Origin of the sequence: Streptomyces brasiliensis, from assembly GCF_014647875.1 — a bacterium.
Taxonomy (GTDB): domain Bacteria; phylum Actinomycetota; class Actinomycetes; order Streptomycetales; family Streptomycetaceae; genus Streptomyces; species Streptomyces brasiliensis.
The window spans coordinates 95,917-109,062 of sequence record NZ_BMQA01000001.1 but is presented as its reverse complement, the minus strand read 5'-3'; the positions used below and the strand labels follow the sequence as shown (position 1 = coordinate 109,062).

The following is a 13,146-nucleotide window of genomic DNA, read 5'->3' as shown; positions in this document are numbered from 1 at the left end:
CTCGGTCGTCCGGATCGGCGTCCGGCTTGCCTGACGCCCAGGTCTATCGATCCACGGTGTCCAGGTCAATCGAGCCGGAGTGTCATATGGATCGGCGGCATGAAGTCCGTCTGCCCGCAGGTCAGGTCGCCGATCCGTCCGGGGGCGAGGGTTCCGAGGCCGCGGGCAGCATCGTCAGCAGCATGATGGTCGGTTCGAGGGCGTGCACCGTGTGCGGCAGGCGAGCGGGAAGATGGATCCAACTGCCCGGCGTCGCCTCCGTCTTCTCCTCGCCGAGGACCAGCGCGAGCCGGCCTCGGACCACCTGGATGACCACCGGGAGGGCCGAGGTGTGTTCGGTGAGTTCCTGGCCGGCGGCGAAGGAGAAGCCGACCACGCGCAGCCGGTCGTCGCGGTACAGGACGCGACTGAGAGTGCCGTCCTCCGAGAGCGGCAGCTCGGCGGCCAGGTCGGCGATGACGGTGGCGGACATGCGATCCCTCCTCAGGGAGCGGCGGGTGCGTGGGGGACGGCGATCAGGCTGATCGCGCCGAGGTGCGCCTGGTGGCGACGGAAGACGCGGCGCATCTCCAGGACCCGGCGCCGGGCGGCCGGGTCCCGCAGGGCGCGGCCGGTGATGCGCGCGGCGCCGACCAGACCCTCGTCGGCGGTCAGCCGGCGCGGTTCGAGCAGGGCCATGGGAGCCGTACGGCGGGCGGTCACGGTGAAGCCCTCGGCGGACAGGAGCCGGTTCCAGCCGCTCGGGGTCAGCGGTCGTGCGCCGACATGGACGGCGGCGGCCAGATCGGCGGAGATCCGGGTGGCCAGGGCCGGGTCGAGGTCGTCGGACAGCAGGCACAGCTCGTGGATGCCGTACCGACCGGAGGTGCGTCCGGCTCCGGAGGGGTCGGTGAGCAGCCGGTGTGCCTCTCGTACGATGCGCCGCTTGGCGGGGTCGGGCTGCATGGAGAGCATCGCCTCGCCGTACACCACCGTGGCGCTGCCGTCGGGCAGGCCGGTGTCCGAGGCGTCGGCCCGTATCGCGAGGACCGCGGTCGTCCCGGAGGCGGCGAGGTTGCTCAAGGCCGCCACCGCTACGGGATCGCGGTCGACAGCCGTGTAGGCGGCCGGGCCCCGTGAGAGTGTCAGGCGGGCCGTGGCGCCCAGCCCGGCGGCCAGCTCCACGACGCGGTCCCCGGGGCCGACGGCCAGGGCGTCGAGCATCCAGCGGGTCAGCTCCGCACCGCCGGGACGCAGGACCCGCTTGCCCAGCCGGGCCAGCAGCCAGTGGCCCGGGACGCGGGAGGCGCCCAGACCCTCGCCCGGTACGGGCATGTCCTCGTGGTCCGTGGTCACCATCGCGGTGCCTCGCTCTCCGGGCTCCTGCCGCCCGCCCCCACTGCCGACGTTACTCAGGTGAGCCTAATTCTTTGCTTCTGCTCGTGTATGGGCCGAACGTCCCGTCCTGCCGGGCCGGGCGTCGCCCATGGGGGAGTTCCGCTGCACCCCCACCACGCGCCGTCGATAGACCAGGTAGGGGCGGGCGAGATAGCCGATCGGGGCGCTCCACACGTGGACGAGGCGGGTGAACGGCCAGGCGGCGAAGAGGAGGCAGGCGGTGAGAGCGTGCAGCTGGAACAGCAGCGGCGCCTCCGCGATGGCCTCGGGCCGGGGGTGGAGGGTGAAGATGCCGCGGAACCAGACCGAGACGGTCGCACGATAGTCGTAGCCGCCGCCGAAGACGTTGTGGGCAGCGGTGGCGGTGATGCCGAGCAGGACGGTGGCGGACAGCAGCGGGAAGAGGATCTTGTCGCTGCGGTCGGTGCCCAGGCGAATCCGGCGGGTCAGCAGTCGGCGGGCGCACAGCATGCCGAGTCCGGTGACCATGGTGACGCCCGCGACGGAGCCCGCCCAGACGGCCGTGGTGTGGTAGGTGTGTTCGCCGATGCCGGCGGCGTCGGTCCACGAGGCCGGGACGGCGAGGCCCACCACGTGGCCGGCGATGACCATGAAGGCACCGAGGTGGAACAGCGGGCTGCCCCAGTGCAGCCAGCGGTGTTCGAGGAGCTGGCTCGTACGGGAGGTCCAGCCGAACTGGTCGTGCCGATAGCGCCAGACGTGCCCGACGGCGAACACGGCCAGGCAGATGTAGGGCACGGCGACCCAGAGGAGGAGATCGGCACCGCTCGCTGCGGCGAGCGGGGTGGCTGCGGCGCTCATCGGCGGCCTTCCGGGGGCGAAAGGGGCGGTGTCAGGGTGGTCGGGGCCTGCTCGGGCGGTACGAAGGTGCCGGGCGGCGCGAACTCGCCCGCGCCGTAGCTGCCGGACCGCGTGAACGTTCCTGCGCCGTGGCCGCCGGCCCGCGCGCCCTCTCCCGCGCCATGGTTGCCCGGCGGCGCGAACTCCCCGTCGCCGTGGGCGCCGTACGGGTCGAGCCCCACCTCCTCCTCGGGCGGACCCTGCGCGGCCAGCTCGGCCACGGCCGCCAAGTCGGCCTCGGTGGGCGGGGGAAGGAGCGTGAGCAGCGCGGCCAGCACATTCCGGTAGGGCGAGTCGGCATCGGTCAGCGCGTGGTGGATCAGCTCCAGGCCGCGTCGGTGCTGACGCAGCGGTGCCTCGCCCCTGCCCGGCCCGGTGAGCGCCGCGAACTCCAGGACGACCGGGAGGTGGTCCGGGAGTTCGCCGCCGTCGATGTCCCAGCCCGCGGCCCGGTAGCGCTGGGCCAGGGTGAGCAGGGCCATGCCTCGGCGGCGGGTGTCGCCGTGCAGATAGTAGGTGAGGTAGAGGCTGCTCTTGCGGCGCAGGTCGAACATCTCGACGTAGTGGCGCTCGAGGGCCTCCGGCTCCTGCTCGGTGAACCAGCGGGTGAAGGCGGTCAGATGGTCGGCTGCGGGCGAGGGTGCCATGGCCTCGACGGTGGCCGTCAACACCGGTCGGGCGGCGGCGAGCTCGGTGTCCGGGTACTGCAGCAGCAGTGACAGCAGCCGCAGCAGTACGGCGCGTGCCTCGGCCTCCTGCGGGGTGAGCGGGGCCGCTCTGCGCGTGCGGTCGGTTCGACGTGCGGCCGCCTTCACACGGCTGCGGACGATCGCCGGGATGGTGGTGGGCAACGGGGTCACGGACGGCCTCCTGCCGGGGATTCGGGTGCGCGGCGGCGCAGGGTGGGGAGGCCGAGCATCACGCGCCGGCCCTCCGCGGGTCGCTGTTCACCGGAGGACTCCACCGGGCAGCGGTTCTCGAGCGCGGTCAGCGCGGCGGCGTCCTCCTTGTGGGCGGCGGGGACCGCATAGCGGTCGGCGTACTTGGCGACGGCGAGCAGTCGGTGCAGGTCCTCGGCGTCGCGGGCGGTGAGGCCGACCGCCTCGAGGACGGTCTCGTCGTCCGTCTCGCCGAGGGCCCGGGCGCGCATGAACGAGCGCAACGCGGTGAGTTTCATCAGCACCCCGGCCACCACGTCGGTGTCCCCGGCCGTGAACAGTTCGGCCAGGTACTCCAGCGGGATGCGCAGCCGGGTGACGGCGGCGAAGACGTGGTCGGGGTCGTCCTGATTCCCGCCCGCCGCGTCGACGGCGTCGAGGACGGGGGAGAGCGGGGGCACGTACCAGACCATCGGCAGGGTGCGGTACTCCGGGTGCAGCGGCAGCGCCACCCGGTAGCGGGAGACCAGCGCGTACACCGGGGAGCGGCGGGCGGCGTCCAGCCAGTCCTCCGGAATCCCGGACTCCCTTGCCGCGGCCAGGACTTCGGGATCGTTCGGGTCGAGGAACACATCGCGCTGCGCGTCGAGCAGGTCCCGCTCGTCTGGGGTGGCCGCCGCCTCGCCGACCCGGTCGGCGTCGTAGAGCAGCAGGCCGAGATAGCGCAGGCGGCCGACGCAGGTCTCGGAGCAGACGGTGGGCTGTCCGGCCTCGATGCGCGGGAAGCAGAACGTGCACTTCTCGGCCTTGCCGGTGGCGTGGTTGACGTACACCTTCTTGTACGGGCACGCCGTCACGCACATCCGCCAGCCGCGGCAGCGGTTCTGGTCGACCAGGACGATGCCGTCCTCGACCCGCTTGTACATCGCGCCGGACGGACAGGCCGACACACAGGCCGGGTTGAGGCAGTGCTCGCACAGGCGGGGCAGGTGGAACAGGAAGGTCTGCTCGAACTCGAACCTCACCTTCTCGGCCCACTCGCCGGTCAGGTTGGGGTCGCCGCCCGCGTGCTCGGGCGCACCGCCGAGGCCGTCCTCCCAGTTGGCGCCCCAGGTGACGGCGGTGGGCTTACCGGTGAGGACGGAGCGGGGGCGGGCGACCGGGACGTCCTGGCCTGCCGGGGCGCTGACCAGGTTGTCGTAGTCGTAGGTGACCGGCTCGTAGTAGTCCTCGATCGAGGGCAGGTCCGGGTTGGAGAACAGCGACAGGAGCCGCTTCACCCGGCCCCCGGAGCGCAGCACCAGACGGCCGCGCTTGTCGAGCATCCAGCCGCCCTTCCACTGCTCCTGGTCCTCGTAGCGGCGCGGGTAGCCGACACCCGGTTTGGTCTCGACGTTGTTGAACCAGGCGTACTCGACCCCGGTGCGGTTCGTCCACGTCTGCTTGCAGGTGACCGAGCAGGTGTGGCAGCCGATGCACTTGTCGAGGTTCATCACCATCGCCACTTGGGCCATGACGCGTCCGATGGTGGCTTCGCCACGGGGCATATCAGTACTCCACGTCCTGCGAGCGGCGACGGATGACGGTGACCTCGTCACGCTGGTTTCCGGTCGGTCCGTAGTAGTTGAAGGCGTACGTGAACTGGGCGTAACCGCCCGCGAGATGGGAGGGCTTGATCAGCAGCCGGGTCAGCGAGTTGTGGATGCCGCCGCGCTTTCCGCTGACCTCGGTCTTCGGGACGTTCACCGTGCGGTCCTTGGCGTGGTACATGTACACCGTGCCCTCCGGCATGCGGTGGGAGACCACGGCGCGGGCGGCGACGACACCGTTGCGGTTGTACGCCTCGATCCACTCGTTGTCCTTGACGCCGATCTTCTCGGCGTCGGAGGTGGACATCCAGATCACCGGGCCGCCGCGGGACAGGGCGAGCATGTACGCGTTGTCCTGGTACTCCGAGTGGATGGACCACTTCGAGTGCGGGGTCAGATAGCGGACGGTGACCTCCGCCCGGCCGGCGTCGTGCAACTGCTCGTCGCCGTAGTGCCTGGACATGTTCAACGGTGGTCGGTAGACCGGGAGTTGCTCGCCCAGCTCGGCCATCCAGTCGTGCTGCACGAAGAAGTGCTGGCGTCCGGTGAGGGTGTGCCAGGGCTTCTTGTGCTCGACGTTGATGACGAACGGGGAATAGCGGCGACCGCCGGTCTCGCTGCCCGACCACTCGTACGACGTCATGACGGCGCGGGGCTGGGTGCGGGTGTCGGCGAAGGTGATCCGTTCCGCCTCCCGCTCCGCGGCGAGTTCGACGAGCCCCTCGCTGCCGGTCTGCCGTTCCAGTTCCCGGAAACCCTCTGTGGCCAGGCGGCCGTTGGTGGTGCCGGACAGGGCGAGGATGGCCTCGCACATCGCGGTGGCGGTGGCCAGTGAGGGACGTCCGGCCGCCACTCCGTCGCGGACCGTGCCGCAGCGGTGGCGCAGCTCCTCGATCTCCTGGTCGGGGTGGACGGTGATGCCCTTGGTGGTGGTGCCGAGGGTGTCGAGGAGCGGGCCGACCGCGCGGATCTTCTCGGCGACGGCCGCGTAGTCCCGTTCGACGACGATCAGTTTCGGCATGGTCCGTCCTGGCACCGGCTCGCACTCCCCGGTCTTCCAGTCCCGCACCACCCCGCCGGGCTGGGCCAGTTCGTCGGGCGTGTCGTGCAGCAGCGGCACCGCGAGGACGTCCGTGCGCGTGCCCAGGTGCTCGGCGGCCAGCTCACTGAACCTGTCGGCGACGGTCAGGAACGTGTCGTAGTCGGTGCGGGCCTGCCAGGGCGGGGCGATGGCCGGGGTGAAGGCGTGGACGAAGGGGTGCATGTCCGTGCTGGACAGGTCGTCCTTCTCGTACCAGGTCGCGGCCGGCAGGACCACGTCGGCCAGCAGCCCGGTGGACGTCATCCGGAAGTCCATGGAGACCAGCAGGTCGAGCTTGCCCTCGGGGGCCTCCTCCCGCCACACCACCTCCTTCGGCCGGCTCTCGACGGGCGTCTCCTCGGAGCGGACCGCCGCGTCCGTGCCCAGCAGGTGGCGCAGGAAGTACTCGTTGCCCTTCCCGGAGGAGCCGAGCAGGTTGGCCCGCCACACGGTCAGGACGCGCGGGAAGTTGGCCGGGTCGTCCGGGTCCTCGGCCGCGAACCGCAGCCGTCCGGCGGCGAGTTCGCCGGCAATGTGATCGGCGACGGGCCGTCCGGCCGCAGCGGCCTCGTCGGCCAGGTCGAGCGGGTTGCGGTTGAAGCCGGGGTGGCCGGGGGTCCAGCCCAGACGTATCGCCTGGGCGAGGCAGTCGGCGGTGGCCCTGCCCGTGAAGCGGCCCTCGCCGAGCGGGGAGGCCAGTTCGTCGGGGCCGAAGGCTTCGTAGCGCCACTGGTCGGTGTTCAGGTACCAGTAGGAGGTGCCCGCCATGTGGCGGGTGGGCCGCTGCCAGTCGAAGGCGAAGGCCAGGTGCTGCAGGCCGGTGAGCGGACGGATCTTCTCCTGCCCGACGTAGTGCGCCCAGCCGCCGCCGTTGACACCCTGGCAGCCGGTCATGGTCGTCAGGGCGAGGAAGGCCCGGTAGATCGTGTCCGAGTGGAACCAGTGGTTGGTGCCGGCACCCATCGCGATCATCGAACGGCCCTGCGTCCGCTCGGCGTTGCGCGCGAACTCCCGCCCGATGCGCGCCGCCTGCTCGGCCGGAACCGAGGTGATGGTCTCCTGCCAGGCCGGGGTGTACGGCTGCGACGCGTCCTCGTACGAGGCAGGCCAGCTGCCCGGGAGGCCCGGCCGGGCGACTCCGTACTGCGCGAGCATCAGATCGAAGACGGTGGTCACGCGCCGTCCGCCGATCCGGCACACCGGCACGCCGCGCACCATGACCGAACCGCCCTCGGTGGCGCCCTCGTCGAAGCGGGTCAGGGCTACCGTCGCCGTCTCCTGCGCTCGCTCCATCAGGCTCAACTCGGGTACGACGTCACCCAGTTCGAGATTCCATCGCCCGGGTGAGTCCTTGCTCCACCGGAAGCCGAGCGAACCGTTCGGCACCACGGGTTCGCCCGTGGACCGGTCGAGCAGAACGGTCTTGGACCCGGCGTGTTCCACGTCGCTGCCCAGGTCGTCGGCGGTCAGGAACCCGTCCGGCACGAGGTCGTCGCCCCGCTCCCGCAGCGTGACGAGGAACGGTGCGTCGGTGAACTTCCGCAAGTAGTCCCGGAAGTAGGGCACTTCGCGGTCGACGAGGAACTCGCGCAGGATCACATGCCCCATGGCCATCGCCAGCGCCCCGTCCGTGCCCGGATGCGGGGCCAGCCACTCGTCGGCGAACTTCACGTTGTCCGCGTAGTCGGGACTGACCGCGACGACCTTGGTGCCGTTGTAGCGGGTCTCGGTGAGGAAATGCGCGTCGGGCGTGCGGGTGACGGGGATGTTGGAGCCCCACATCACCAGGTAGCCGGCGTTCCACCAGTCGGCCGCCTCCGGTACGTCCGTCTGGTCGCCGAAGACCTGCGGCGAGGCGATCGGCAGGTCCGCGTACCAGTCGTAGAAGGACAGCAGGGTGCCGCCGATCAGCGACATGAACCGCGCACCGGCGGCGAAGGACGCCATCGACATCGCCGGGATGGGCGAGAAGCCGGCGACGCGGTCGGGGCCGTACGCCTTGATGGTGTGCACATGAGCGGCGGCGACCAGCTCGCTCACCTCGTCCCAGTCGGCACGCACCAGACCGCCCTTGCCGCGGGCCCGCTTGTACGCGCGCGCCTTCGCGGGGTCGGAGGTGATCTCGGCCCAGGCCGCCACCGGGTCCCCCAGGCGCCGGCGCGCCTCGCGCCACAGTTTCAGCAACGCGCCGCGCACATACGGATAGCGGACCCGGCTCGGCGAGTAGGTGTACCAGGAGAACGACGCCCCGCGCGGGCAGCCGCGCGGCTCGTACTCGGGGCAGTCCGCGCCGATCGACGGGTAGTCGGTGGCCTGATGCTCCCAGGTGATGATGCCGTCCTTGACGTACACCATCCACGAGCAGGAACCGGTGCAGTTGACCCCGTGGGTGGAGCGCACCACCTTGTCGTGCGCCCAGCGGTCCCGGTAGAAGCTCTCCCACTCGCCGTCGGCCGCGCCGAAGACGGCACGTCCGTCGGCCGACACCTCGCGGCGCGTGAGCAGCCGGCGGGCGGCCAGCGGCCAGCCCTGGGCGGCGCGCGACGGTCCCTGTCGTGCGTTCTGATCGTTCTCCATGGCCAGGAACGCTAGGTGCGGCCCGCGGCCCGGTCCTGGGGCCGAACGGCCCTCGTAGTACGACTGTCCGGCCCGAACTCGCCCGCCTCTATGGGGACCAGGGGCCTGGCGGGGCGGGGGAGTCCGGGGTGGGGAACGGCCGCTCGCGCGGCCTCGGCCGACGGACAGGCACGGACGATCGCGCGGACTTCATCGACGGACAGCACGCCGCCCCACGCCGAAGAGGGACTCTCGGCCCATGGGTGAGGGACTGTCGGCCGGGGTGCGCGCCAGGTGCGGCATCGCATGCTGGGGGCGATCGAACCGGAGGTACTCACGATGTACGACCGCACCGGGCGCCCGCCCGGCCCATTCCCCCGTCCCTGGGCCCGGCGGACGCGTCGTGCGGCCCGGTCCGATCACCGTCCGGTCGCCCCTCACGTCTGCCCTGACACACGGGCGGCCGGACGAACGACGCGCGAGTGCCCCGTACGGCGCGACCGGTGAGGGCGCCCCGGGTGCTGCGCCGACCGCGCCAGGACGTGGCGGACCGGCCGTTCATCGTGATCTGGGAGTCCACCCGGGCCTGCCCCCTGGCCTGTCTGCACTGCCGCGCCGAGGCCGTACCGGACCGTGATCCCCGCGAACTGGACACGGCTGCCGCCAAGGACCTGATGGACCAGGTGGCCGCGTTCGGGCATCCCGCGCCGCTCTTCGTCATCACCGGCGGCGACCCCTTCCAGCGGCCGGACCTGCTGGAGCTGATCGCCCACGGCGAGACGGCGGGCGTCCGTGTCGCCGTGTCTCCCTCGGGCACCCCCACGCTGACCCCGGACCGGCTGCGGGAGGTGCGTGAGGCGGGTGCGGTCGGGCTCTCGCTCAGCCTGGACGGCTCCACCGCCGAACTGCACGACGGATTCCGCGGCGTGCCCGGCGTCTACCGCTGGACCCTCGACGCCTGGGACGCCGCTCGCGGCCTGGGCATGAAGGTGCAGATCAACACGACCGTCGCCCGGCACAACCTGAACGACCTTCCGGACATCGTCCGCCTCGTCCACGACCACGGGGCGGTGCTGTGGAGCACGTTCTTCCTGGTGCCCACCGGGCGCGGCCGGCAGCTCGGCGTGCTCACCCCGGCCGAGACCGAGGACGTCCTGAACTTCGTCCACGACGTGGGCCTCACCGTGCCCGCCAAGACCACCGAGGCGCACCACTTCCGCCGGGTCGCGCTCCAGCGCAGGGTGCTGGCGGACCTCGGCGAGGACCACGTCACGGCGCTCGGCCTCGGACCGCTGTACCGGCAACTTCGCGAGCGCATGGTCGAGTTGGGTCTGGATGCGGGTGGGCGGCGGGTGCGGCGTCCGCCGCTGGACGTGAACGCGGGACGCGGGTTCGTCTTCGTCTCGCACACCGGCACCGTCCATCCCAGCGGATTCCTGCCGCTGGGCGCCGGCACTGTGCGCGAGACGCCGCTGACGGAGATCTACCGGTCCTCGGAGCTGTTCACCGGCCTGCGGGACCCCGACCGGCTGGGCGGCCGGTGCGGTCGGTGCGAGTTCCGTCGCGTCTGCGGCGGCTCGCGGTCGAGAGCGTACGGCGTCACGGGCGATCCGTACGCCGAAGAACCGTGGTGCGGCTATCGGCCCGGCTCCTTTCCGCACCGGCGGGAGCTGGCCGCTTTGCTGGCCGACGACCAGGAGCGGACGGAGAGTCGCCGGTCAGGGCGCGGAGGAGCGGCGACATGACCAGTTCGTACGACAGTCCCGCACGCGCCGAGGGCCACGGCATACCGTTGCGGTCCGCCGGACCGGGCCGATCCCGGGCATCGGGGCTGAAGAGGCGTCACCTACGAGCGCATGGCGTGGTCGTCGCGTGGGCGGCTCTGGCACTGGTGGCCGCTACCGCGCAGCAGTCCCTGCCGGTGGCGCGCTGGCTGGCGATCCATCTGTTCCTGCTCGGTGCCGTCACCACGGCGATCGTGGTGTGGAGCGAGCACTTCGCGGTGGCCCTGCTGCACGCGCGGGTGCCCGACGAGCGGTGGAGCGACGCCCGACTGGCCGGCGTCAACGTCGCCGTGCTCGGTGTGCTCGTCGGCGTATGGGCGCAGTGGCCGCTGCTGACGGGCGCGGCCTGTGCGCTGCTGGTCGTGGCGGTGGCGGCTCATCTGGTCGTGCTGGTCCGCATGGGGCGGGGCGCCCTCGGAGGGCGGCTCGCGCCGGCCGTCGGCTACTACCGGGCCGCGGCGGTTGCGCTGATCGTGGCCGCTGTCCTGGGCTGGCTGCTGGCCACCGGCCGAACAGGTGCCGACGGCTACGCCGGAGTGTGGCTGGCGCACCTTCATGTGACGCTGCTCGGCTGGATCGGACTGCCGGTCCTGGGCACGCTGTTCATGCTCTGGCCCACGGTGCTGGGTGTACGGATGGCGGAGCACACCACCAGGATCGCGCCCCGGGTGCTCGCGCTGACCGGCGGCGGCCTGCTGGCCGCTGTCGCCGCGCTGGCCCTCGGCCTGCGGTGGGTGGCTGTGGCCGGTGTCGCCGTGTACGCGGCCGGGGTGGCCGTTGCTCTGGAGCTGTTCGCCCGTACGCTGCGCCGGCGACGCCCGGTCTCGGCGGCGGCCGCCTGGATGCTGGGGGTTGCCGCGGGCTGGCTGTTCGCCGGGGTCGTGGTGGATCTGGGCACCCTGGCGGGCGGGCCGCTCGACCGGGCGCAGGAGGGCGTGGGGTCCTTGGTCCCGGTGCTGCTCATCGGCTTCGTCGCCCAGGTGCTGATCGGGGCACTGACCTATCTGCTGCCCGTCGTTCTCGCGCGTGGTCCGAAGGAGCGGGCCGTGCTGCGGGCGGTGCTGGAGCGCGGCTGGGTGGTCAGGCTGGTCGTGCTCGATGTGGGCGTCGCGCTCGTCGTGCTGCCGCTCGACGAGCCCGCCGCAACAACGGGCATGGTGCTCGCCGGAGTTGCCGCGACGGCCTTCCTCGCTCTCGCCGTGTCCGTGCTTGCCCGCAGGGACGGCGAGGGCGGTGCTGCACGGCGGCCGATGCTTTTCGGTACGACGGCCGGAGTCGTGGTGACCGTGCTGGCGGTGCTCCTCGCGAACAGCGGAGGGGACACGAAGGGAACGCCCGCCGCCGTCGGCAGCGGCACCGCCGCCACCACCCGCACCGTCGACGTCACGCTGACCGGCATGCGGGTGCGGCCGTCCCGGATCGAGGTATCCGCGGGCACCGCGCTGCGGCTGAAGGTGACCAACAAGGACGCCCAGCGCCACGACCTCAAGGTCGACGGCGGCCCGGGCACGCCGCTGCTCGCCCGGGGCGGCAGCCATGTGCTCGACGTCGGGACCGTCACCGAGAACCTCGAGGCGTGGTGCACGCTGTCCGGGCACCGCGCCGCCGGGATGACCCTGGACATCGTCGTGCGGGACGGCGCGAGCGGGCATCCCGACGGACACTCCGCCCTCGCCGACAGCGGCGGCCCGGACCACTCCGCCCCCTTCTCCACCGGCTGGCGGGCCCGCGACGCCGCACTGGCCCCCGCCCCCGGCGGAACGGTGCACAAGGTCGAGCTGCACGCCGCCCACACCGAGGCCGAGGTGGCTCCGGGCGTGAAGCAGCAGTTGTGGACCTTCGGCGGCACCGCACCCGGTCCCACCCTGCACGGCAGGATCGGCGACGTTTTCGAAGTCACGCTCGTCAACGACGACCACGGCATGGGACACGGCATCGACTTCCACGCCGGTTCCCTCGCGCCCGACCGGCCGATGCGGACCATCCAGCCGGGCGAGCGCCTGGTCTACCGCTTCCGCGCCGAGCGGGTCGGAGCGTGGCTGTACCACTGCAGCACCGCACCGATGCTGCAGCACATGGGCAACGGCATGTACGGGGCGGTGATCATCGATCCGCCGGGTCTGAGGAAGGTGGACCACGAGTACGCGCTGGTCTCCTCCGAGCTGTACCTCGGCACCCCCGGCAGTGCGGCCCAGGTGGCGAAGATGCGTCAGGACACGCCGGACGCCTGGGCGTTCAACGGCGTCGCCGCCCAGTACGCCAAGCAGCCGCTCAAGGTGAAGGCGGGGGAGCGGGCCCGGTTCTGGGTGGTGGCCGCCGGCCCGAGCGACGGGATCGCCTTCCACATCGTCGGCACCGTCTTCGACACGGTCTACAAGGAGGGCGCGTACCTGCTGAAACCCGGCGACCCGGGCGGCGCTCAGGTGCTCGATCTCGCACCGGCCCAGGGCGGCTTCGTCGAGACGGCGTTCCCGCAAGCCGGTCACTACTCCTTCGTCGACCACGACATGCGCCACGCCGAGGCCGGCGCGCACGGCGTCGTGGAGGTGACGAAGTGACGGACACCGTCGGCTGGTGGTCCCTGGTGCGCTTCCTGCATGTGGCCGGTGCCGCCCTGTGGGTCGGCGGACAACTGGCCCTGTCGCTGGTGATCCTGCCGCTGGCCCGCCGCATGCTCACCCCCGAGGCCAAGGACCGGTTCGTCACACAGGCAGGCCGCCGCTTCGGGATGCTGACCGGGGCGGTGTTCCTGCCGGTACAACTGACCACCGGCTGGGCCATGGCCTGGCACAAGGGCGTCACCTGGGCCTCGCTCGCCGACCCCGGCTACGGCCGCACCCTGGCCGCCAAACTCGGCCTGTTCGCCGTGGTGATGCTGGCGGCGGCCGGACACGGAATCGCCCAGTCCAAGGGCCGTGCCGACCTGGCGAGGTCCCTCGCGGTCGTGTCCCTCGTCGGCTCGCTGGGCGTCGTCCTGCTGGCCACCGCACTGCCCGCGACATGAGCCGCGACCGATCCGT

9 protein-coding genes are annotated in these 13,146 nt (G+C 71.9%); 3 read left to right on the top strand and 6 right to left on the bottom strand.

Annotated elements, in window-relative coordinates; translation table 11 throughout:
• Positions 1–121: 121 nt before the first annotated feature.
• The 6 genes from IEZ19_RS00460 to IEZ19_RS00435 form a co-directional block, all read right to left on the bottom strand.
• Positions 122–472, bottom strand: a complete 351-nt coding sequence (locus tag IEZ19_RS00460; protein ID WP_189308923.1) for a cupin domain-containing protein — start codon at positions 470–472, stop codon at positions 122–124.
• A gap of 11 nt (positions 473–483) precedes the next feature.
• Positions 484–1,338, bottom strand: a complete 855-nt coding sequence (locus IEZ19_RS00455) for a class I SAM-dependent methyltransferase (RefSeq protein ID WP_229839834.1) — start codon at positions 1,336–1,338, stop codon at positions 484–486.
• 63 nt (positions 1,339–1,401) lie between these two features.
• Entirely contained in the window at positions 1,402–2,199 is a 798-nt protein-coding gene (narI, locus tag IEZ19_RS00450) for a respiratory nitrate reductase subunit gamma (protein WP_189308922.1), read from the bottom strand.
• The gene (gene narJ / locus IEZ19_RS00445; RefSeq protein ID WP_189308921.1) at positions 2,196–3,098 is read right to left on the bottom strand and encodes a nitrate reductase molybdenum cofactor assembly chaperone; all 903 of its coding nucleotides are present in this window, start codon (positions 3,096–3,098) and stop codon (positions 2,196–2,198) included. Before narJ ends, narI begins: the two co-directional genes overlap by 4 nt.
• A complete protein-coding gene (narH, locus tag IEZ19_RS00440) occupies positions 3,095–4,663 on the bottom strand; it encodes a nitrate reductase subunit beta (RefSeq protein ID WP_189308920.1) in 1,569 nt (522 codons plus the stop codon). The genes narJ and narH overlap by 4 nt, the downstream gene beginning before the upstream one ends.
• A gap of 1 nt (position 4,664) precedes the next feature.
• Positions 4,665–8,363: a nitrate reductase subunit alpha gene (locus tag IEZ19_RS00435; protein ID WP_189308919.1), complete on the bottom strand. Its 3,699-nt coding sequence runs from the start codon at positions 8,361–8,363 to the stop codon at positions 4,665–4,667.
• Between the two features lie 482 nt (positions 8,364–8,845).
• Here IEZ19_RS00435 and IEZ19_RS00430 point away from each other — a divergent pair, with 482 nt between their 5' ends.
• Genes IEZ19_RS00430 through IEZ19_RS00420 form a run of 3 tightly spaced genes read left to right on the top strand, consistent with a single transcriptional unit; the run spans position 8,846 to position 13,130 of the window.
• Positions 8,846–10,087, top strand: a complete 1,242-nt coding sequence (locus tag IEZ19_RS00430) for a TIGR04053 family radical SAM/SPASM domain-containing protein (protein WP_229839833.1) — start codon at positions 8,846–8,848, stop codon at positions 10,085–10,087.
• On the top strand, positions 10,084–12,684 hold the full coding sequence (locus tag IEZ19_RS00425; RefSeq protein WP_189308918.1) for a multicopper oxidase domain-containing protein: 2,601 nt from the start codon (positions 10,084–10,086) through the stop codon (positions 12,682–12,684). Before IEZ19_RS00430 ends, IEZ19_RS00425 begins: the two co-directional genes overlap by 4 nt.
• On the top strand, positions 12,681–13,130 hold the full coding sequence (locus IEZ19_RS00420) for a hypothetical protein (protein ID WP_189308917.1): 450 nt from the start codon (positions 12,681–12,683) through the stop codon (positions 13,128–13,130). Before IEZ19_RS00425 ends, IEZ19_RS00420 begins: the two co-directional genes overlap by 4 nt.
• The last annotated feature ends 16 nt before the right edge of the window (positions 13,131–13,146 follow it).

Bases quoted from the DNA above. Each gene is read 5' to 3' on its own strand.
- IEZ19_RS00460 (WP_189308923.1), bottom strand. From the start codon at position 472: ATGTCCGCCACCGTCATCGCCGACCTGGCCGCCGAGCTGCCGCTCTCG.
- IEZ19_RS00455 (WP_229839834.1), bottom strand. From the start codon at position 1,338: ATGGTGACCACGGACCACGAGGACATGCCCGTACCGGGCGAGGGTCTG.
- narI (WP_189308922.1), bottom strand. From the start codon at position 2,199: ATGAGCGCCGCAGCCACCCCGCTCGCCGCAGCGAGCGGTGCCGATCTC.
- narH (WP_189308920.1), bottom strand. From the start codon at position 4,663: ATGCCCCGTGGCGAAGCCACCATCGGACGCGTCATGGCCCAAGTGGCG.
- IEZ19_RS00435 (WP_189308919.1), bottom strand. From the start codon at position 8,363: ATGGAGAACGATCAGAACGCACGACAGGGACCGTCGCGCGCCGCCCAG.
- IEZ19_RS00425 (WP_189308918.1), top strand. From the start codon at position 10,084: ATGACCAGTTCGTACGACAGTCCCGCACGCGCCGAGGGCCACGGCATA.